We start from the raw sequence: 18,908 nt of genomic DNA, 5'->3' as shown, positions 1-18,908 counted from the left end.
CAGCCGATTTTAGGCTAGGGGATGCAATTGGAACAGAGCAATGAAAAGGAATTTCCGATGGCGCAGCAAGACTTCGAATTTATTCGACAGCTTGCCTATCGCGAGTCGGGCATAGTGTTGCCAGACAGAAAGCAGCACATGGTCTACTCGCGCCTCAGCAGACGCCTGCGCGCACTCAAGTTGAACAATTTCCATCAGTATTGCCAGAGGCTAGAGGACGACGGCGGCGAGTTGATCAACTTCATCAATGCCCTGACCACTAACCTCACCTCCTTCTTTCGCGAGGCCCACCACTTCGACTACCTGGAGCGGCACCTGGTGCCTCAGTGGCAACAGAGACGCAATCGCCGCCTGCGCGTCTGGTCGTCGGCCTGCTCCACCGGCGAAGAGGCTTACAGCATCGCCATGACCCTGGCGAAACACTTTCCGTCCGCCAGCTGGGATCTCAAGATCCTCGCCACAGATCTCGACACTAACGTGCTGAACAAGGCTAGGGCCGGTATCTACAGCCAGGAGGCGATGGCCAACCTGCCCAGGGCGCTGCTGAACCAATATGTGGAACCCGGGCCCCATCCCGGCGAGGTCATGCTGTGCGACTCACTCAAGCGACTCATCCACTTCAAACAACTAAATCTGTTGGGCGAATGGCCCATGCATGGCCCCTTCGATCTCATCTTCTGTCGCAACGTGCTCATCTACTTCGATGCCCAGACCAAGGTGAAGATCATCCGCCAGTTTCGGCGACTGCTCGCCGACGATGGTCACCTGTTTATCGGTCATTCGGAGACGTTGCATAATATCTCGAGCGATTTCAAATTGATCGGCCAAACCATCTATCAACCTCAACACGCTGCTCTAGTGCGGCAACGACTCGGTGTCGGCGTATGAGCCAGATAACGCAAAAGGATGGCGCCATATGATAAAAGTATTGATCATAGATGACTCACCTCTGGTCAGGCAGCTGCTTACCCATATGCTCTCACAGGCGCCGGATATCAAGGTGGTCGCCACCGCCGAAGACCCCTATGAGGCCAGAAGCCTGATCAAGCAGTTCAATCCAGATGTGCTGACTCTGGATATCGAGATGCCCAAGATGGACGGCATCGCCTTTCTGCGCAACCTGATGAAGCTCAGGCCCATGCCGGTCGTCATGGTCTCTACCCTGACCCACAAAGGCGCCGAGATCACCCTTGAGGCGTTGGCCCTAGGCGCGGTGGACTTTATCTCTAAGCCCAAGTCGGATCTCACCAATACATTGCTGGATTATACCGATGAGCTGATCGACAAGGTGCGCACCGCCGCCGTCAGCCATGTTAAGCCGCTCACCCGGCCGGTTGTTCAGATCGCCACCAGCAACAAGTTTGCCCTTACCGGGGACAAGTTGATCGCCATCGGCGCCTCGACCGGTGGGACCGAGGCGATCCAGCGGGTGATCACCCCACTGCCAGCAAATACGCCGCCCATAGTGATCACCCAACATATTCCTGCCGCCTTTAGCCTCTCCTTCGCCAAACGATTGGACAGCCATTCGGCGATGAAGGTGATCGAGGCCAAGGGCGGCGAGCTCATAGCGTCAGGCACCGCCTATCTGGCCCCTGGGGATGCTCATCTCACGGTGGAGAAACACGGCGGCAGGCTCTATACCAAGCTACTGGACTCAGATCCGGTCAATCGACATAAGCCCGCAGTGGATGTGCTATTCAACAGTATCGCCGACTGCTATGGGGCCAACACCATAGGTATACTGCTAACGGGAATGGGAAAAGATGGAGCCCTGGGGCTGGAACGCCTCAAGGCTGCCGGCAGTCACACCATAATACAGGATGAGGCCAGCTCAGTGGTATGGGGCATGCCAGGCGCCGCCGCCGAGCTCAATGCTCACAAGGAGATACTGCATCTGGACAAGATCCCCGCCCGGCTGATGCAGCTACTCAACACCAGCAAGACGGCGGAGATCTCCTAGCTCTTGTGACACATCGATCTAATCTACTCCTTCACCCAGGTGCCGTCATTTTTCGGCCTGACCCAGGCCTGGGAGAACCAATAATAGCGTCCGCTTGCCTTGCTTGGGGCTGTGCAGTTGTAGCGCGAACGCCCCGGTGGCAGGTCTGTCACCGCCCGTATGCTAAAGGTATCTTCACTCTCCCAGCTCGGCTTCATGGCGCCTTGGCCCTGGACGAAGCACATCACTTGGCTGGCGACGATATCTGTCATATCTAAGGTCACCTGCATCTCGGGTCGCCACCGCCCCTGGGGCAGTTGGGTATTGCGCGGGGTGATCACCAGCACAGGCATATTCAGGCTATAGAGCTTGGCCTTGAGCGAGGTGAGATCCGCATAGGCACCCGCCACAGGGAAGCGCGGCAAGGCGGTAAGCGAAGAGTAACCGCCTGCAGCGCCAGACTGCTGGCCGAAGCCCACGAAGCCCAGCTTATCCACCAGCGCCTCGATGGCCGTATTATATTCGCCATAGGGATAGGCTAACATCTTCACACTCTGGCCAGTTTTCGCCTCTATCTCGGCCTCGGTGGCAAGTAGATTATCTGTAATCCGACTCAGCCAAACCTGCTCATCCTCACCGTGTAGACGGCGGATAAGATGCTCATGACCCCAGCTATGGTTGGCCAGCGTCACCCCCTCATTACTCAGGCGTTTCAGGGTCGCCCAACTCATCACATTCTTATGCTTACGCTCTATGGGGTCGATGGAGATAAAGATGGTGTAGGGATAGCCGAACTCCTTCAAGATAGGATGAGCGGTATCGGCAATGTTCTGATAGCCATCATCGAAGGTGATGGCCACCGTCTTGTCTGCCAGCTCTCGTCCCTGCTTTATCGCCTCGACCACTTGGGTCAAGGGTTTGACCTTGAAGCCATTCTCCCTCAGGTAGCTCATCTGCTCTCTGAACTGAGCAGGTGTCACACTGGTCACCATAGGGGTATCCTCGGATACATGATGATATTGTAGAATCACCACAGCATGAGCCGAATAACTGAGACAGGCCAATAGCGCTGCAATCACGCTTCTAAACATATTGAGTAACCTCTGAGAGTCTATGTCGCCACTAAACTTATTGTTAAATAAACAGAAAAACAGCCAGTTGTTCGCGCTCGCCGTGCCTATGATTCTGTCTAACATTACGGTTCCCCTGCTGGGGCTGGTCGATACTGCCGTCGTGGGACACTTGAGTAACGCCTATTATTTAGGGGGAGTCGCCGTCGGGTCAACGGTGATCACCCTGATTTTATGGATTCTGGGCTTCCTGCGCATGTCGACCACAGGTCTGGCGGCGCAGGCCTTCGGCGCCAAGGAGCTTCAGACCCAGTACCGCCTCCTGATGCAGTCGGCCAGCCTGGCGCTGCTGCTTTCCCTGCTGGTGCTACTCCTGCAGCAACCCATAATCACCGCGGCGATGGCGCTCTCCGACGCAAGCGAGCAGGTGCAGTATTACAGCCAGGCCTATTTTAACATCCGCATCTGGTCAACTCCCTTTGCCCTGGTTAACCTGGCCCTGCTGGGTTGGCTGCTGGGGCGCCAGCAGCCTAAGGCCGCCATGTGGCAGCTCATCGCCGCCAACATCACTAACATACTACTGGATGTGCTGTTCGTGATGGGGTTAGGCTGGGGTGTCGAAGGGGCCGCTCTGGCCTCTGTACTGGCGGACATGACGGGCTTTGCCGTGGCCGCCAGCATGGTGGTGCGCACCATCAAGCGAGAGGGAGGTTTCGAGTTCCTTCCCCTACTCCGCAGCCTATCGCTCAATAGCTACCAGCGCCTGGTGCGCCTCAATCTGGATATCTTTATCCGTAGCCTCTGCCTGCAACTCGCCTTCGCCTTCATGACCTTTCAGGGAGCGAACCTGGGCGACAATACGGTGGCCGCCAACGCCGTGCTGCTCAACCTTTTGCTGCTCATCTCCTACGCCCTGGATGGCATCGCCTATTATGGTGAGGCCGAGGTGGGCCGGGCCGTGGGCGAAAAGAGCCATGAGCGCCTGACCCAAAGCGTCACCCTGGCCGTGCTCTGGTCGGCCATCTTTGCCCTGCTGTTTACCCTGTTTTTTGCCCTGTGGGGCGAGCAGGTCATCAATCTGCTGACCAACATCTCTGAGGTGCGCCAGGAGGCGCAGGCCTACTTGGGCTGGGTTGTCGCCCTACCGCTACTCGCCTTCGGCTCTTACCTGTTTGATGGCGTCTATATCGGCGCCGCCCAAGGCAAGGCGATGCGCAACACCATGATACTCGCCACCTTCGGGGTCTTCTTCCCCACATGGCTACTGTTGCAGGGCTATGGCAACCATGCCCTGTGGGCCGCCATGAGTCTGTTTATGCTAACCCGCAGCCTCAGCCTAGCGCTGGACTACCGCTATCGATTGAGTAATACCCTAACGAAAACGGGATGACCTAAGTCATCCCGCTGTCTGCTTGCTTACCATTTATTGGTAAGAGTGTTCACCGTGTTGGTGTTCGGTGACATCGCGCACCCCGGTCAGCTCGCCAGGGAACATATCCAGTAGCTGCTTCTCGATGCCATCTTTCAGGGTCACGTCCACCATAGAACAACCGTTACAGCCACCACCGAATTGCAGGATAGCGATACCGGCTTCGTCGATATCCACCAGCATGATGTTACCGCCGTGGCTAGCCAGCTGTGGGTTGATCTCAGACTGGATCACATATTCGATACGCTCTTTCAGTGGCGCGTCTGCATCGACCTTACGCATCTTGGCATTGGGCGCCTTCAGGGTCAGTTGTGAACCCAGCTGGTCGGTGACGAAATCGATCGAAGCCTCTTCGAGGAAAGGAGCACTCTTCTCATCCACCATGGCATGAAAACCATTAAATTCGAGTTCGATGTCGTCTGCCTCTACGGCATCCGGCGGACAGTAAGACACGCCACACTCAGCCGAAGGGGTACCTGGGCTGATAACAAAAACGCGAATATGAGTTCCTTCAGGCTGGTCAGCGAGTAGCTTAACAAAATGCGCCTGAGCTGCATCGGAAATGGTGATCATTAAGACATGCTCCGTCAGGATAAACCCGAGTGTTTTAGTAAGAATTAAGCCTATAATACTCCGACTATCATCAGCTTTGTAGCCCCTTTGTCTAATAGTCGTGAGATTTTTGCCTTGGCAGTATGCTCTAAAGTCAGGTCGGAAGCTGGAAACTCATTGGCCTAACTGTTAATTTAGCCTTTATATACAATAATAAAGAGCATTACCATGCTGCGACTCTGCCTTTTGCTGCTTTCTATCGTCCTCCTGCTCGTAGGCTTTGCGACAAATGCCCAAAGCGTGATCTCAGTCGCGTCCACTACCCAGAGTACCAGCAGCTTAGCGTCGCCCAGCGAATTTCTCGGTTATCCCCTCGGCCAGTGGCATCTGCGCCACGATCAGATCAACTATTACCTCAAGCAGTTGGCCCAAAACAGCCCCAGAGTCAGCCTGGAATCGACGGGACAGAGCCACGAGGCCAGACAGCAGCTTACGGCAGTGATCACCTCAGCCGCTAATCAGGCCAGGCTGGCAGAGATAGTCCAGGGACGTCAGCAAGTGAAAGCGGGTAAGGCACCCAACGGGCCGCTGATCATCTGGCTGGCCTATTCGATCCATGGCGACGAGGCCAGCGGCGCCCATGCAGCGCTTGAGGTCGGCTATCGCCTCAGCCAGAGTCAGGAGCCCTGGGTCCAGGAACTGCTGGACAAGGCCGTGGTGCTGATCACCCCATCGCAAAACCCCGACGGCCTGGATCGCTTCTCTACCTGGACCAACAACTACACAGGCAAGGTAAAGGTGAGCGATGAGAATCACAACGAGCACCGACAAAACTGGCCGGCCGGCAGGCGTAACCACTATTTTGCCGACTTGAACCGCGACTGGCTGTTCCTGCGTCATCCCGAGTCCCTGGGGCGCATCGCCCTGTTCCACAAGTGGCAGCCGCACTACCTGGGCGACTTCCACGAGATGGGCCATAACCAGACATTTTTCTTCCAGCCGGGCGTGCCGACACGCACCCATCCGCTGACCCCCAAAGAGAATCAGGCGATAACCTCAAAGCTCGCCAGTTTCCACGCCAAGGCGCTGGATGAGAGCAAGCAGCGCTACTTCACCAAGCAGATGTTTGACGACTTCTACTATGGTAAAGGCTCGACCTACCCAGATATCAACGGCGCCGTGGGCATACTGTTTGAACAGGCCAGCGTACGCGGCCAGCAGCAGGATTCAGAGAATGGCCTGTTACGTTTTAGCCAGGCCATAGACAACCAGATAGCCACCTCCTTCTCCAGCCTCAAGGGGGCCCTGGCACTGGCAGATGAGCTGAAGCAGTATCAGAGCCGCTTCTACCAGCGTAAAGACAAACACCCACCTTCGGGCCGCGAAGCCGGCTTCCTGCTCGGCGCGCCGGGGGATCCCGGCAGACGCGATGATCTCGCAGATCTACTGAGCCGACATGGAATCGCCTTCTTCTATCTCAAGGACAAGATGCAGCAGGGCAGACACCAATACAGCCAGGACGACAGCCTGTTTGTCCCCATCAATCAGCCGCAGAAGACACTGCTGCTGGCGATGTTCGATCTTCGCACCGAATTTGAAGACGCTACCTTCTACGATGTCTCCAGCTGGAACCTCGCCTTCTCCTATAACCTGCAGATGGCCCGCAACGTTAACCTGAATGTCGACGACCTGCTCACCGAGCCGCAAGCCAGAGTGCCCGGCCCCCTGAGCAGTAATAACGTCGCGGTGTTGATCGATTGGCGACAGCAAAACGCCGCGCCCATGCTACAAACCCTGCTTAGCGAGGGCATTAGGGTCAAATTTGCCGCCAAACCCTTTAGCCTCAAGGTCGATGGCCAGCCCCTGAACATGGAGGCCGGCACCCTGCAGATCCCTGTGGCCCAGGCCGCCATGACGCCGAGGGAACTGATCGGCAGGCTAGCGGTACTTGCCGAGCAGTACCGGGTCCAGCTACAGGGAGTCGATAGTGGACTCGCCAGTTCAGGAATAGATCTCGGCAGCCCGGATTTTCACGACATCGCCCCCATCAAGGCCTTGGTTGTCACCGGCTACGGCACCTCGTCGGCCGAGGTGGGTGAACTCTGGTATTTCATGGATAATCTTATTGGCGCGCCCCTGACTCAGGTGGACGTCAGTCGCCTGCCGAGCATAGAGCTGACACCCTACACCCATGTGTTTTTGATGGATGGCAGCTATGCCAATCTGGATGAGAAATATGCCCGCAAACTGGGACAGTTCGCCATTGAAGGCGGGGTGATCGTCGCGCAGAAAGGCGCGCTACAGTGGCTCTCCAAGGGCAACCTGCTCAAGAGCGACATCAGAGAGAAACGCTACTTCAGCCAGATGTTTGCCACCGATGGTCTCTCTTTTGGCGATAAGGCTAAGCTGGATGCCCGCCAGTCGATCGGCGGCGCCGTGTTGGCGCTGGATCTCGACACCAGCCACCCCATCACCTTTGGCCTGGGTACTAATCGCCTACCCGTGCTAAAAAACAAGGTGCTTGGCCTGAGTAAGAGCCAGGCCCCCTTCGTCACGGCCGCCAGCTATGCCGACGAGCCCCTGCTGGATGGTTTCCTGGCCGAGGAATATCAGCGCAGCCTGAGTCAGACTCCAGCCATTGTGGTGGAGCGACACGGCAAGGGTGCCCTGGTCGCCCTGGCTGATAACCTCTTGTTTCGCAATATCTGGCTCGGCTCGCAGAAGGTGTACGCCAACAGCCTCTACTTCATTCCGGCCCTAAATTGATCTTCGCGCTTAACCCTTTTTCGACGCGCCAACGTTATAAGGGGTTAATCGCTAATCAGAGAATAGGAAAATGACATGAAGATATCCCACACCATAGCGGCGCTACTTTTCACCCTTGGCTTAGCGGCTTGTCAGACGCAGGTAGGCAAGGAGCAAGACGCCGCAGAGTCCAAACCACTGTCTATGGCCAACCCAGCCGCGGTCTACTGCGAATCCTTAGACGGCGCGCTCGATCTGGACAGCGGCATCTGCACCCTGCCAAGTGGTGAGCGGATAGAGCACTGGGATCTCTACCGCCGGGATCATCCACAGGCGCAAAACCCATAACAAAAAAGCACCCTAGGGTGCTTTTTTAATGCTTGATGCTCAGATACTGGCGCTAGCCGATAAAGCTGAGATAGCCCTGCAATATGATGGCATTGACTATGTCGATGAAGAAGGCACCGACGATAGGCACCACCATAAAGGCCTGCGGCGATGGCCCCGTGCGCGACACCAGGGCGCCCATGTTCATCACGGCCGTCGGCGTGGCACCCAGGCCGAAACCACAGTGACCGCCTGCCATGACGGCGGCATCATAGTTGGCGCCCATCAGCTTGAAGGTGATCCAGTAGGCAAATACCGCCAGCACGGCCGTCTGCGCCAGGAGTATGATCAGCAGCGGCACCGCCAGGTCGAAGATCTCCCACAGTTTAAGGTTCATCAAGGCCATGGCGAGGAAGAGCGCCAGTGAGACGGTACCCAGGACGTCGACACACTCGCGGTTGATCTTAAAGCCGCGGGACACCTCTGTGATATTAGTGATCACCACACCGAAGAAGAGCGCATAGACAAAGTCAGGCATCTTCAACCAGCCGATATCCAGGTAGGCGATCAGAGAGCCAAACCACTTGGCCCCGGCGACACACAGCAGGAGGATGAAGAGCACCTCCAGGATACTCTTGGCCGTGACCCTGTCTTCTTCCAGCTGGTCATAGGTCACCAAGTCAGGATGGTCCTTGTGGTGATTTCCCCCTACACCGTAGGAAGAGAGCAGGCCATTCTTGTTGATCAGACGCTGAGCTACCGGGCCGCCGATAATACCGCCCATCACCAGGCCGAAGGTCGCCGCCGCCATCGCCAGCTCCAGGGTGTTGATGCCGTACTGTTCCGAGAAGGTCTGTGCCCAGGCGGCTCCCGTGCCGTGCCCGCCTGACAGGGTGATCGACCCGGCGATCAGTCCCATCAAAGGCTCCAGCCCCAGTGCGGTCGCCATGCTGACGCCGACGGCATTCTGAATGATGATGTAGAGCGAGGCGATCGCCAGGAAGAGGAATACCTTGCTTCCCCCCTTCATCAATAGCTTGTAGCTGGCCGCCAGCCCCACGCTGCTGAAGAACATCAGCATCAGGGTGTTTTGCATCGACAGAGAAAACTCAAGCGAGATGTTGTAGGAGTGCAGTATGGTGATCACCGCCGCCACCAGTAGACCACCCACTATGGGTTCGGGAATATTATATTTGCGAAACGATGCCACGTGACGATTTACCGAATGGCCAATAAAGAGCACTAAGATCGCCACTAGAAATGACTCCAGCTCTCCAACGGTATAAACAGTATTCATGGTTCTCCTTATTAGGCGATAGCCATACAGGCCTATCTTGCCTTGTCATTGGGTGGGCTGTTCAGCCGCCCAATCATTACCCGGTCTTGGGTCGCTCACGCCGGGCATATCTCCAAAGTGTAGCCCGTCCAAAGGCTAACGAGGGAAAGAGGTCGGCGAAAAGCCCCAAGGGGACGAATGAAAATGGATTGAGGAAGGTCCCTAATCTAAGAGACGAATTCAGCGGGTGCTTCTGCCGCCTCGGCGAGTCGTTCGCGTTCGGCTTTGGCGATATACTTAGGCTTACCTGAGCGATGAAGTTTAGCGTTCGCCTTCTTCGCCTTGGCCTTAAGTGTTTGATTGATTTTCTTCTTTCTGTTCATGGCGGCGATTATAGCCTAAAACGCCGCCCCATTGGGTTATCAGAAAGTTAACAGTACAATTTTACCGCAAGTCAGTTCAGCTTGTGTACAGCGAAAGCCGCCTAGTCCCCCTCGAATGCCTTAGCCGCCTGCGCCTCTATCTCAACCCGCCACAGCGGGTCGAACAGCCCCTGAACCAAGAGCAAGGTGGTCGGCAGTCCGCCCACATCGAAGCCTAAACGCGCCTTGGCGGCTTGGTAAGCAGGCAGATCGCCACGGTCGACCAGATAGAGTCGCACCGATACCAAGTCTTGTAGATCCATGTCGTTGGCCTGTAGCACGGCGCTCAGATTTTCCCACGCCTGTACTATCTGCCCCTCGGTATCTGGCGCAAGTGTGCCTTGCGGGTCTATGCCCAGCTGTCCGGCAATATTCAGCCAGCGTGAGGGCTGTGAAACCAACGCACATTGATGGTAGTTAGTCGCAGGGGCCGCCAGGGTATCCGGACTCCAGATCTTATTCATCTTCTCTCCCTCATTCACGTTAAGAGAAGTTAGTCTGGCCGCTAAGGATACGGAGAAAAAGACAGGACACCTGAACTCATGATTCAGGTTAAGGGTGACAATCAATCATAAAAAAAAAGCGCAGCCTAGGCCGCGCTATCATCTAATCTCAAACAGGCTAACACTTAGCCTCTAACAAGCTAAGACTGAGCCTCACTAAGACTTAGTCACCACCCACAGGGCGTGCAACAGGCCTGGGATAAAGAACAGCAGGCAGAGAATGATGTTGATCAGCAGATCCTTGCCGACACCGCTCTTCAAGAAGACGGCAACCGGTGGCAACAGGATGGCGATGATGACCAGCAGTAGTTTATTGGTATCCATAGACGGGCTTCCTTAATTAAATCAATTTCGTTTTGGCCAATCTAACTTCTCAGACTTACTCCATGTTTGCAACTGGTTTTTTACCCCATCCAGGCTAAATGCCTCGCCCTGCTCCGGCGCCTGATGATAAGCATACTCCTGCCCCTGCCACTCAAAGCCTAAGGCGTAGGCATGCAGGTAGCCACGGTCGGCATCCTCGCCGCCATAGAGTTGGTCACCGAGAATCGGCACCCCCAGGCTGGCTAGCGCCACCCTGAGTTGGTGTGTCTTACCACTCAGCGGCTTAAGCAGATAGAGGCGCAGCCCCTCGGCCACCGACTGGGAGAAAAACTGAGTGATCGCCGGATTCTCCTTGCTGCGCAGCAGCTTGTACATGCTGCGACGGGACTTGGCCATATCACCCACTATACTGCCCTGTTTCTTCTTCGGCTTGCCCTTGGCCAGCGCTAGATAGTACTTTTGCACCTTGTGCTCGCTAAAGCGCTGGGTAAAGGCTGCCGCCGCCTCGCTCGACTTGGCAAACAGCAGCAGGCCAGATGTCATGGTATCCAGGCGATGCACAGAATAGAGCTTGATATCGAGATCCCGCTCCAGCTGCGCCATCACGCCTGCGCTGCCATCCTGACTATGAAAATGAACGCCCGGCGCCTTGTCGATCACCAAAAAGTCGGTCTCGTCGGCAATGATCTTGTACATGGAATGTCGGCCCTATGAAAAACGTATGCTCACCTGCAACCCAGGCTGGTTATCGGAGAGCTCGATGCGGGCATTATGACGTTGCAGGATCGCCTTGACCAGCGAAAGCCCCAATCCCGTACCCTTGTTGTGACGGCTCGGATCCAGACGCACCAGACGATCGAACACCTTCTCGGTGGCATCATCAGGGATACCCGGCCCGTTATCGCGGATCAGTATTTCGTTGCCTTGCTGGATTATCTCAATCTTGGCGCCCTCGCCGGAATACTTGATGGCGTTGTCCACCAGGTTAAACAGCGCCTGAAACAGCAAGTATTTATCCCCCATCACGCTATAGTCTTGGTCAAGCGACAGGCTCAGGGTCTGGCCATTGGATTCGGCCATCGCCTCGGCCATCTCGAACAAATCCTGACACAAGTCGTTAAGGCTCAAGGGTTGTAGCTCGAGATCCTGCTGCCCCTCCTCGATGCGAGTGAGAGATAGCATGGCATCGAAGGTCGCCAGGCAGTGATCCAGCTCCTCGATCAGAATCGCACTGGCCTCGTCCAACTCCTCGGCGGGCCGCTGCGGTAGCTGCTCCAGGCCTATCCTCAGGTGAGACAGCGGAGTTCTGAGATCGTGGGCAATATTGTCGGTGGCGCCGCGTACCGCGTGCAGGTTAGCCTCCAGGGTATCCAGCACCTGGTTAAAGTTACCCGCCAACATATCGAACTCATCCTGGCGCCAGCTCACCGGCAGTCGGGTGGAATACTCACCCCGTTCGATGCGGCGACTCAGGCGATTGTACTGTACCAGACGGCGCAGAATCGCCTTGGAAAACAGGTAGCCCAGTGCCAGGGTCAGCACGATAGTCAACATCAGCGCCGTGATGGCCGCGTTGACGAAGCGCTCAATCAGGGTGGCCAGTTGATCGGTACGGGTCGCGATCAGCACGGGACCATAACGGGTGATCACCAAGCCACCGGTAAGAATATGCAGCTTGTCCGGCCCGCTGGTGAGAATGGGAAAGTCACGCGTCTCGGGCAGCAGCGGCATATCATCCGGCATCAGGCTCAGGGCCCCCACCAGATCAAGCGAGCTGCGCCACACCACCAGGGCCGTCTTGGGATCGGCGGTGCGGATCTGGGTGGCGAAGCTGCGTCTGTCCAGGGTAAGCGCCATCTGTTGATAACGCAGCTTCTCTGCCGCGAGGTGCTGATTGGTCTGCAGCTCCTGCTCGTTGATCAGTTGGCGATACATGCCAAACAACAGAGTGCCGATAATCAGGGTCACCAGGGCCGAGAAGATGATGGTAATGCGCCAGGCACTACTCTGATAGGGTCTAATGCCCTTGACGGAGGCGATAGCCAGCCCCTCGAACCGTTTCGATCAGCTCGCCAAAGCCCAGCTCTTCAAACTTACGTCTCAGCTTGGCGATATGCACGTCGATCACATTGGTGCGAGGATCGAAATGGTAATCCCACACTGCCTCGAACAAGAGGGTGCGGCTGATCACCTGATTCGGGTGTTCCATCAAGTACTTGAGCAGTTGAAACTCTTTGGGTTGCAGCAAGATCTCGCTGCCCGCCAGGGTTACCTTGCGAGTCAGCAGTTCCATGACCAACTCGCCCACCTTAAGCTCTGTCTGCGCCGGCGCTGAGTTACCACGCTGCATCAGCTTCTCGGCGCGCACCAAGAGTTCGGAGAAGGCAAAGGGCTTGGTCATGTAGTCGTCGCCACCGGCTCTGAGGCCCTTGACGCGCTCGTCCACATGGCTCAGCGCCGACAGGATGAGTACCGGTGTCTGGTTGCCGGTCGCACGCAGCGCCGCCAATAGCTTGAGGCCGTCGAGCTGCGGCAGCATGCGGTCCAGTATCACCAGGTCATACTGCATACTGGTGGCCAGCAGCAGGCCCTGATGGCCGTCGCTAGCGGTTTCGATATTGTGCCCCTGTTCGGCAAATCCCTTGACCACATACTCTGTGGTGGTCGCATCATCTTCTACCAGTAATATTTTCATCTGTTAATCCCACTTCAACAGGGGCAAAGGCCGCTGATTTTCGATATCGAAGGCTATCTTATGTTTGCCGTTGGCATCGATAAGCTTGAGTTCCAAGTAGCTGATGCCCAGGTCGTGATCCAGCTGCGCCTCGAGAATATGGGCGTTGCTGTCACCCATGGCCAGCTTAAGCAGTTGCGAGAAGCTCTGCTCCATCTCTTTGAGCAGGCGCACCGCCTTGAGCTCATCCTTATCGTCGGCCTCTAGGGCCTCTACCTTCTGGCGAATGAGTCGGCCATCTTTGGCCCAGAACTCAAATTCGCTGATGGTGTCGTCCTTGGTGTTGATCATGCTGATCTCATAGATCAACTGACCATTTTCCACATCGATCTGAAACTCGGATATCACCCCAGGGTAGCTCTTCTCCGCCTGCTGGATCATCTTCTGTGGAGTCAGGCTTTGGCTATCCGATAGCAACTCAAGCACTGCCGGATTGGCCTGGGCCGCATTCGCCCCCGCCAGTCCAGACAACAGCATTAAACTGATAAACCAACGAGCCATAGCTCCTCCATTAAATTCTTCAATATCGGTATCTTACACGCAAAAAATCCCAGTACCAATGGGATAGACGAGAGGCTTAGGGCTTTCAAGATTAAATTTAGTTTAAACTCATTTGGCCCATTTCACCCATGCCAGCGCGTTGGTCTTGGCCTAATGCGCCTGCTCTACCAACTCTATGCTGTCGATCTCTATCTCGATACCGCGCCATTCGTCGTCCACCTCGCCCCTCAGGGTGACAGTTGTATCGCTGGAGACCTCAATGTCACGCCACAGGGCGTTGTCTATCTCCACCTCGACTTCGCCGCTGCTGTCGCGAAACAGGTATTTCTCATCGCCCAGGCTCTTGATCAGCTTGCCTGTCAGCTCCACTGGTGTGTCATCTTTGGCCGTGTGGGCGTCGCTAGCCTGCTGGATCACGCCGCCCGCCTTGGGGCCGTTGTAGGCGGCGAAGGCCGGCAGGGTGAGTACGCAAGAAAGGATAAGGGTGCCGGTGAGTTTCTTCTGCATCATGTGTCTCCTCGAGTCTTAATACCCTAGGATAGATGACGGCAAATATCGGGGAGATGGAAGCCGTATTAAGGATTGATCATATTCTATTCAGCGGCGTAACAGCTTAGTCATTTTCCAGGATATGGATCAGCTCAGACTTGAGGGCCACCTCTGTCTCCACGCCGGGCGCCAAGCCCATCTTCTGGGCGAAATGCAGCGGCACCTCGGCATTGAGGTGATGCTTCACCCCCTTGATGCTGGCGAGGATGCGCATGGTCTCCCCCATGCTGAGGCAGGACTCTATGGTGATGCTGAGCTTGTTGAAGCTGCGACACAGGCGCCCCTTGGTGATGGAGTTAAACCTCACCCCCTGATTGGGGATCACCCAGCGCACCTTGGCCCCAATGGCCAGCTGCTCGCAGTAGTTACCTGCTATCAAATGCTCGCCAAACCTGAGCCAGGTGATCTGCCGCTCCGCCTCCTGGGCTACCACATGGGCGTCGAACAGGTTTCTCAGCCCCATCTGCTTGGCGACCGCCTCGTTGCGCGGACGGCTTAACACCTCCCGCGGACTGCCCTGCTGCAGCAGGGTGCCTTGACTGATGAGGATCATGCGATCGGCCAGCAGCAACGCCTCGTTAAGATCGTGGGTCACCATGATCACAGGGATCGCCAGCTGCTCCTTGAGCCGGGCCAGCTCGAGATAAAGACGCTCGCGGGTCTCCCTGTCGACGGCGGAGAAAGGTTCGTCCAGCAACAGGACTCTGGGCTCACGGGCCAGGGCCCTTGCCAGGGCCACCCGCTGGCGCTGACCACCGGACAAGTTGGCTGGCAGTCTGTCCGGCAAGCCGTGAAGGTTTACCCGCTCGAGCCAGTCTTTGGCCCGCGCGACCCGCTCAGCCTTAGGAATATGATCCAGCGCGGCTACCACGTTGGCCAGGGCCGTCATGTTGGGAAACAGACCAAAATGCTGCGGTACATAGCCAAGGTGGCGTTGCTGTGGCGTCAGATAGCGGCCGCTCTCGCTGCTGAACCAGACGCTGTCACCATAGCGAATCTCGCCCGATTCAGGTTTGGTCAGTCCGGCGATCATCCGCATCAGGGTCGACTTACCGCCGCCCGAGGGGCCAACAACCGCCAGCACTTCGCCTGCCTTGCAGACAAACTCGGCGTCCAGCGCGATCCCCTCTTGCTGGAAGATCTTACAACTGAGATCAGCGACGTCTTGAGACACTCACGCCTCCTAATCGACGGGACAGACTCGTGGTGAGCGCCAGCGCTGTGATGGCAAACAGCAGGAGCAGCAGTGACATCTGCCCAGCTGCGGCGAAATCGAACGCCTGCACACTGTCATAGATGGAGATGGCGATCGTCTTGGTCTCGCCGGCGATATTGCCGCCCATCATTAGCACCACACCAAACTCGCCCAACACATGGGAGAAACAGAGCACCAGCGCGGTCAGCACACCGGGCCACACCAGGGGCAGCTCTATCTTAAACAACACTTTGGCCGGGCTCATGCCGCAGCAGGCACCGGCGTCGCGCACCTCTTCGGGCACTGACTCGAAGGCGCGCTGAATCGGCTGTATGGCAAAGGGAATATTGACCAGCACTGAGGCCACCACCAAGCCAGAGAAGTGGAACACCAGCTGCTGCCCCAGCAGGGCTTCTAACGTCTGACCCAGCCAGGATTGGCTGCCCAGCCCCACCAGCAGGTAGTAGCCGATCACCGTCGGCGGCAATACCAGAGGCACCATGATCAGCGCCTCCAGCCAGGACTTGCCTCTAAATTGACGGTAAGCCAGGAAGCGACCGGCCCAGATGGCAAATGGGATCAACACCAGCACAGTGACACAGCTTAACTTGATCGAAAGCAGCAGCGCCTGCCAATCCATCAGTAGTCTCCGGCCGGCTTGTTAGCAGCATCAGCGACTTCATTGCCCAGGCTGTCACCTGGCAGACCGAAGCCAAACTCGAGGAACACCGCCCTCGCCTTCGCCTGCGACAGGTAGGCATAGAAGGCCTTGGCGGTCTCCCCCGCCTTAGGCGTCAGCACCATGCGCTGATTCATGGGCGAATGCCACTCGCTCGGCAGCGCCACATAGTGGCTGGCGGCGCGAAACTGAGGCGCCATCGCCAGCGACAGGGCGACGATGCCGCCATCGGTAGAGCCGCTCAGGGCAAACTGCGCCGCCTGAGACACGTTCTCGCCGTAGATGAGATAAGGCTGCAGAGGTTGCCAGAGTCCCAGATGTTGCAGCGCCTCCCGGGCGCGCTCGCCATAGGGTGCGTGATCTGGGTTGGCGATGGCAAAACGCTTTAATCCGCCCTGCTCCAACAGTGTCTTAACGCCGACCAGCTCGGCATCTAGGCTCAAAGGCGAACGCTTGGGCGCGGCCAGCGCCAGACGACCTATGGCGTAGATCTCACCGTCGCTTTGAGTTACACCAAGCTTATGTAATTGATAGATATATTTATCGTCTGCCGACAGAAAAAGTTCGAACGGTGCTCCGTGACGCAGCTGCGCCACGAAGTTGCCCGAGGAGCCATAGGAGATGCGCACCCGCTTGCCCGTATCCTTGGTAAAGTCGGCGGCGATCTTATCCAGGGCAAACTTGATGTTGGAGGCGGCGGCGATGGCCGGCACCTCGGCCGCCCAGCTTGGGGTTACTCCCAACAGCAGCAGGCAGCCTAAGACAAAACCTCTGAGTAAATCCATTTCAACCCTCATCAACCGGGCACTCATCCCGGTTTACTGCTTTTCCCACATCTTGGCTGCCTGGTCGTCGGCATCTTTGGCCTCTACCCAATTCTTGCCCTGATCGCCCGCCTCTAACTTCCAGAATGGCGCCTTGGTCTTGAGGAAATCGATCAAAAACTCACAGGCCGCGAACGCCGCCTTGCGATGGGCACTTGTGACACCGATGAAGACGATCTGCTCGCCCAAAGCCATGGTGCCGACCCGGTGAATGATGGTCACATGGGTGAGCGGCCAGCGCTCTCTTGCCTCGGCAGCAATCTGATTCAGCACCGCCTCTGTCATGCCTGGATAGTGTTCCAGGGTCAGATCTGTGACTGCGCTACCATCGTTGAAGTCGCGTACCTTACCCACGAAGGTGACCACGGCGCCGTCGCTGTCGTCCGCGGCGATACGGGCGTATTCATCCGGAACGCTAAAGTCTTGGGTCTGCACCAATACCCGATCGATCGCTTGGCTCATCTTAACCTCCGGTGACTGGGGGGAAGAAGGCGACCTCGTCGCCGTCTTCGACCTGGGTATCCCAGCTGCTGATGGTCTGATTGACCGCCACCAGTAGCTTGTCGGAAGCCAATACTTTGCCCCACTTGTCATCTTTGGCCGCCAGCAAGGCACGCAAGCCTTCGGCTGTGGTGGTCTGCTCGCTTGCCTCGACTTCTATGGTGCTCTCACCTAATAGTTCGCGCACCTGGGCGAAAAACAGCACATTTATCATAATCTTTACCCTAAATACTTGTCGCTTAAACCTTGGCTAAAACCTTGAACTAAACCTTGAAATGTCCCGACTTGCCGCCACGCTTCTCCAGTAGGCGTGTCTGGGAGATCACCATATCCTTCTGCACCGCCTTGCACATGTCGTAGATGGTCAGCGCCGCCACCGAGGCCGCAGTGAGCGCCTCCATCTCGACACCTGTCTTACCCGACAGCTTACACAGGCTGGTGATACGCACGCGGTTGTGTGCAGGCTGCGCCTCGAGATCCACCTCGACCTTGGTCAGCATCAGGGGGTGGCACAGCGGGATGAGATCTGAGGTCTTCTTCGCCGCCTGGATCCCCGCGATACGGGCCGTAGCGAACACATCACCCTTGTGGTGGCTGCCGCTCATGATCATCTCCAGCGTCTCGGGCGCCATCTCGATGAAGGCTTCGGCGCGGGCCTCGCGCTCGGTAACCGCCTTCTCGGTGACATCAACCATGTGGGCATTGCCATCGGCATTAATATGGGTAAATTCACTACTCATCAATTGCTACCTTCTTCACGTGCATCACAAAGTTACAGGGTCTGTGAGTGGCATCCAGTTGTTCTCTTAAAATCTTGTTCCAGCCCGTCTTGCAGGCACCGGTTGAGCCCGGCAGACAGAAGATGGCGGTCTTGTTGGCGAAGCCACCCAGGGCGCGGGACTGCACCGTCGAGGTGCCCAACTCGGTATAGGTGATATGACGGAACAGCTCGCCAAAGCCTTCAATCTCGCGATCAAATAGCGGTCTGACCGCCTGGGGCGTATTGTCGCGCTCGGTAAAGCCTGTGCCGCCCGTGGTGATGATCACCTGCACATCATTCGATGCGATCCACTGAGACAATACCGAACGTATCTGATACTTGTCATCTTTAATCAGGCGGCGCTCCGCCAGCTTGTGCCCGGCCTCTAACAAGGCGTCTTGTAAAAATTGTCCCGAGGTGTCCTGGCTCAGATCCCGGGAGTCGGACAGGGTTAATACCGCGATGTTGAGCGGTTCAAATTGAGTTCTCGTGCAATGACCCATAACGTCTCTCTTCACTCTTGGTGTGGTTTGCGATTATCAGATGCGCCGACAGGAATATGGGCAGAGTATACC

General features: G+C 56.6%; 23 protein-coding genes. 5 read left to right on the top strand and 18 right to left on the bottom strand.

The genetic code is table 11. The annotated features are described in order from the left end of the window. Positions 1-57 precede the first annotated feature (57 nt). Entirely contained in the window at positions 58-888 is an 831-nt protein-coding gene (locus AYI87_RS12245) for a CheR family methyltransferase (RefSeq protein WP_222116776.1), read from the top strand. Between the two features lie 28 nt (positions 889-916). Continuing rightward, complete coding sequence (locus AYI87_RS12240) at positions 917-1,963, top strand: chemotaxis response regulator protein-glutamate methylesterase (protein WP_144202424.1); 1,047 nt, start codon at positions 917-919, stop codon at positions 1,961-1,963. Positions 1,964-1,986: 23 nt separating this feature from the next. On the opposite strand, the gene AYI87_RS12235 is transcribed toward AYI87_RS12240, so the two are convergent. Then, the gene (locus tag AYI87_RS12235) at positions 1,987-3,033 is read right to left on the bottom strand and encodes a polysaccharide deacetylase family protein (protein ID WP_144202422.1); all 1,047 of its coding nucleotides are present in this window, start codon (positions 3,031-3,033) and stop codon (positions 1,987-1,989) included. 22 nt (positions 3,034-3,055) lie between these two features. Between AYI87_RS12235 and AYI87_RS12230 the strand changes: the two genes are divergently transcribed. Next, positions 3,056-4,402 (top strand): MATE family efflux transporter, encoded by a 1,347-nt coding sequence (locus AYI87_RS12230; RefSeq protein ID WP_144202420.1) that lies wholly within the window; start codon positions 3,056-3,058, stop codon positions 4,400-4,402. A 33-nt stretch (positions 4,403-4,435) separates the two neighbouring features. Here the strand turns inward: AYI87_RS12230 and nfuA are convergent, their stop codons facing one another. Then, positions 4,436-5,014 carry a Fe-S biogenesis protein NfuA gene (gene nfuA / locus AYI87_RS12225; RefSeq protein ID WP_144202418.1) on the bottom strand — a complete coding sequence of 193 codons (579 nt, stop codon included), beginning with the start codon at positions 5,012-5,014 and terminating at the stop codon, positions 4,436-4,438. Between the two features lie 207 nt (positions 5,015-5,221). Between nfuA and AYI87_RS12220 the strand changes: the two genes are divergently transcribed. Further along, the gene (locus AYI87_RS12220; protein WP_144202416.1) at positions 5,222-7,759 is read left to right on the top strand and encodes a M14 family zinc carboxypeptidase; all 2,538 of its coding nucleotides are present in this window, start codon (positions 5,222-5,224) and stop codon (positions 7,757-7,759) included. Positions 7,760-7,834: 75 nt separating this feature from the next. Beyond that, positions 7,835-8,086, top strand: coding sequence for a DUF333 domain-containing protein (locus AYI87_RS12215; RefSeq protein ID WP_144202414.1), 252 nt, complete (start codon positions 7,835-7,837; stop codon positions 8,084-8,086). Between the two features lie 52 nt (positions 8,087-8,138). Here AYI87_RS12215 and gltS read toward each other — a convergent pair whose 3' ends face one another. The 16 genes from gltS to moaB form a co-directional block, all read right to left on the bottom strand. Further along, on the bottom strand, positions 8,139-9,362 hold the full coding sequence (gene gltS / locus AYI87_RS12210) for a sodium/glutamate symporter (RefSeq protein WP_144202412.1): 1,224 nt from the start codon (positions 9,360-9,362) through the stop codon (positions 8,139-8,141). A 206-nt stretch (positions 9,363-9,568) separates the two neighbouring features. Then, positions 9,569-9,724, bottom strand: coding sequence for a DUF2986 domain-containing protein (locus AYI87_RS12205; RefSeq protein ID WP_011863911.1), 156 nt, complete (start codon positions 9,722-9,724; stop codon positions 9,569-9,571). A 101-nt stretch (positions 9,725-9,825) separates the two neighbouring features. After that, positions 9,826-10,227, bottom strand: coding sequence for a RidA family protein (locus AYI87_RS12200; protein ID WP_144202410.1), 402 nt, complete (start codon positions 10,225-10,227; stop codon positions 9,826-9,828). A 195-nt stretch (positions 10,228-10,422) separates the two neighbouring features. Then, positions 10,423-10,590 carry a YqaE/Pmp3 family membrane protein gene (locus AYI87_RS12195; RefSeq protein WP_011863909.1) on the bottom strand — a complete coding sequence of 56 codons (168 nt, stop codon included), beginning with the start codon at positions 10,588-10,590 and terminating at the stop codon, positions 10,423-10,425. Positions 10,591-10,611: 21 nt separating this feature from the next. Next, positions 10,612-11,286, bottom strand: a complete 675-nt coding sequence (locus AYI87_RS12190) for a TIGR01621 family pseudouridine synthase (protein ID WP_144202408.1) — start codon at positions 11,284-11,286, stop codon at positions 10,612-10,614. A 12-nt stretch (positions 11,287-11,298) separates the two neighbouring features. Further along, positions 11,299-12,558: a sensor histidine kinase gene (locus tag AYI87_RS12185; protein WP_011863907.1), complete on the bottom strand. Its 1,260-nt coding sequence runs from the start codon at positions 12,556-12,558 to the stop codon at positions 11,299-11,301. Between the two features lie 49 nt (positions 12,559-12,607). Then, positions 12,608-13,285: a response regulator transcription factor gene (locus tag AYI87_RS12180; protein WP_011863906.1), complete on the bottom strand. Its 678-nt coding sequence runs from the start codon at positions 13,283-13,285 to the stop codon at positions 12,608-12,610. Positions 13,286-13,288: 3 nt separating this feature from the next. Continuing rightward, positions 13,289-13,825: a PepSY domain-containing protein gene (locus AYI87_RS12175; protein ID WP_144202406.1), complete on the bottom strand. Its 537-nt coding sequence runs from the start codon at positions 13,823-13,825 to the stop codon at positions 13,289-13,291. A gap of 150 nt (positions 13,826-13,975) precedes the next feature. Further along, positions 13,976-14,335, bottom strand: a complete 360-nt coding sequence (locus tag AYI87_RS12170) for a NirD/YgiW/YdeI family stress tolerance protein (protein WP_144202405.1) — start codon at positions 14,333-14,335, stop codon at positions 13,976-13,978. A gap of 103 nt (positions 14,336-14,438) precedes the next feature. Then, complete coding sequence (locus AYI87_RS12165) at positions 14,439-15,548, bottom strand: ABC transporter ATP-binding protein (protein ID WP_011863903.1); 1,110 nt, start codon at positions 15,546-15,548, stop codon at positions 14,439-14,441. Beyond that, complete coding sequence (modB, locus tag AYI87_RS12160) at positions 15,529-16,209, bottom strand: molybdate ABC transporter permease subunit (protein ID WP_011863902.1); 681 nt, start codon at positions 16,207-16,209, stop codon at positions 15,529-15,531. Before modB ends, AYI87_RS12165 begins: the two co-directional genes overlap by 20 nt. Then, positions 16,209-17,033: a molybdate ABC transporter substrate-binding protein gene (modA, locus tag AYI87_RS12155; protein ID WP_144202403.1), complete on the bottom strand. Its 825-nt coding sequence runs from the start codon at positions 17,031-17,033 to the stop codon at positions 16,209-16,211. The genes modB and modA overlap by 1 nt, the downstream gene beginning before the upstream one ends. 33 nt (positions 17,034-17,066) lie before the next feature. Beyond that, positions 17,067-17,534 (bottom strand): molybdopterin synthase catalytic subunit MoaE, encoded by a 468-nt coding sequence (moaE, locus tag AYI87_RS12150; RefSeq protein WP_144202401.1) that lies wholly within the window; start codon positions 17,532-17,534, stop codon positions 17,067-17,069. Position 17,535: 1 nt separating this feature from the next. After that, positions 17,536-17,787, bottom strand: a complete 252-nt coding sequence (gene moaD, locus AYI87_RS12145; protein WP_011863899.1) for a molybdopterin synthase sulfur carrier subunit — start codon at positions 17,785-17,787, stop codon at positions 17,536-17,538. A 49-nt stretch (positions 17,788-17,836) separates the two neighbouring features. Next, on the bottom strand, positions 17,837-18,313 hold the full coding sequence (moaC, locus tag AYI87_RS12140) for a cyclic pyranopterin monophosphate synthase MoaC (protein ID WP_041509675.1): 477 nt from the start codon (positions 18,311-18,313) through the stop codon (positions 17,837-17,839). Then, the gene (gene moaB, locus AYI87_RS12135; RefSeq protein ID WP_144202400.1) at positions 18,306-18,836 is read right to left on the bottom strand and encodes a molybdenum cofactor biosynthesis protein B; all 531 of its coding nucleotides are present in this window, start codon (positions 18,834-18,836) and stop codon (positions 18,306-18,308) included. Before moaB ends, moaC begins: the two co-directional genes overlap by 8 nt. Positions 18,837-18,908: the final 72 nt, after the last annotated feature.

The organism is Shewanella sp. KCT, from assembly GCF_007636505.1.
Taxonomy (GTDB): domain Bacteria; phylum Pseudomonadota; class Gammaproteobacteria; order Enterobacterales; family Shewanellaceae; genus Shewanella; species Shewanella halotolerans.
Note: the sequence above shows the minus strand (reverse complement) of the source record. Positions and strands in the feature narration are given on the sequence as shown.

Coding starts and splice junctions, on each gene's coding strand:
- AYI87_RS12205 (WP_011863911.1), bottom strand. CDS start 9,724: ATGAACAGAAAGAAGAAAATCAATCAAACACTTAAGGCCAAGGCGAAG.
- moaC (WP_041509675.1), bottom strand. CDS start 18,313: ATGAGTAGTGAATTTACCCATATTAATGCCGATGGCAATGCCCACATG.
- AYI87_RS12170 (WP_144202405.1), bottom strand. CDS start 14,335: ATGATGCAGAAGAAACTCACCGGCACCCTTATCCTTTCTTGCGTACTC.
- moaB (WP_144202400.1), bottom strand. CDS start 18,836: ATGGGTCATTGCACGAGAACTCAATTTGAACCGCTCAACATCGCGGTA.
- AYI87_RS12200 (WP_144202410.1), bottom strand. CDS start 10,227: ATGAATAAGATCTGGAGTCCGGATACCCTGGCGGCCCCTGCGACTAAC.
- gltS (WP_144202412.1), bottom strand. CDS start 9,362: ATGAATACTGTTTATACCGTTGGAGAGCTGGAGTCATTTCTAGTGGCG.
- AYI87_RS12190 (WP_144202408.1), bottom strand. CDS start 11,286: ATGTACAAGATCATTGCCGACGAGACCGACTTTTTGGTGATCGACAAG.
- AYI87_RS12235 (WP_144202422.1), bottom strand. CDS start 3,033: ATGTTTAGAAGCGTGATTGCAGCGCTATTGGCCTGTCTCAGTTATTCG.
- AYI87_RS12245 (WP_222116776.1), top strand. CDS start 58: ATGGCGCAGCAAGACTTCGAATTTATTCGACAGCTTGCCTATCGCGAG.
- AYI87_RS12220 (WP_144202416.1), top strand. CDS start 5,222: ATGCTGCGACTCTGCCTTTTGCTGCTTTCTATCGTCCTCCTGCTCGTA.
- AYI87_RS12180 (WP_011863906.1), bottom strand. CDS start 13,285: ATGAAAATATTACTGGTAGAAGATGATGCGACCACCACAGAGTATGTG.
- moaD (WP_011863899.1), bottom strand. CDS start 17,787: ATGATAAATGTGCTGTTTTTCGCCCAGGTGCGCGAACTATTAGGTGAG.
- AYI87_RS12175 (WP_144202406.1), bottom strand. CDS start 13,825: ATGGCTCGTTGGTTTATCAGTTTAATGCTGTTGTCTGGACTGGCGGGG.
- AYI87_RS12195 (WP_011863909.1), bottom strand. CDS start 10,590: ATGGATACCAATAAACTACTGCTGGTCATCATCGCCATCCTGTTGCCA.
- AYI87_RS12215 (WP_144202414.1), top strand. CDS start 7,835: ATGAAGATATCCCACACCATAGCGGCGCTACTTTTCACCCTTGGCTTA.
- nfuA (WP_144202418.1), bottom strand. CDS start 5,014: ATGATCACCATTTCCGATGCAGCTCAGGCGCATTTTGTTAAGCTACTC.
- modA (WP_144202403.1), bottom strand. CDS start 17,033: ATGGATTTACTCAGAGGTTTTGTCTTAGGCTGCCTGCTGCTGTTGGGA.
- AYI87_RS12230 (WP_144202420.1), top strand. CDS start 3,056: ATGTCGCCACTAAACTTATTGTTAAATAAACAGAAAAACAGCCAGTTG.
- modB (WP_011863902.1), bottom strand. CDS start 16,209: ATGGATTGGCAGGCGCTGCTGCTTTCGATCAAGTTAAGCTGTGTCACT.
- AYI87_RS12240 (WP_144202424.1), top strand. CDS start 917: ATGATAAAAGTATTGATCATAGATGACTCACCTCTGGTCAGGCAGCTG.
- moaE (WP_144202401.1), bottom strand. CDS start 17,534: ATGAGCCAAGCGATCGATCGGGTATTGGTGCAGACCCAAGACTTTAGC.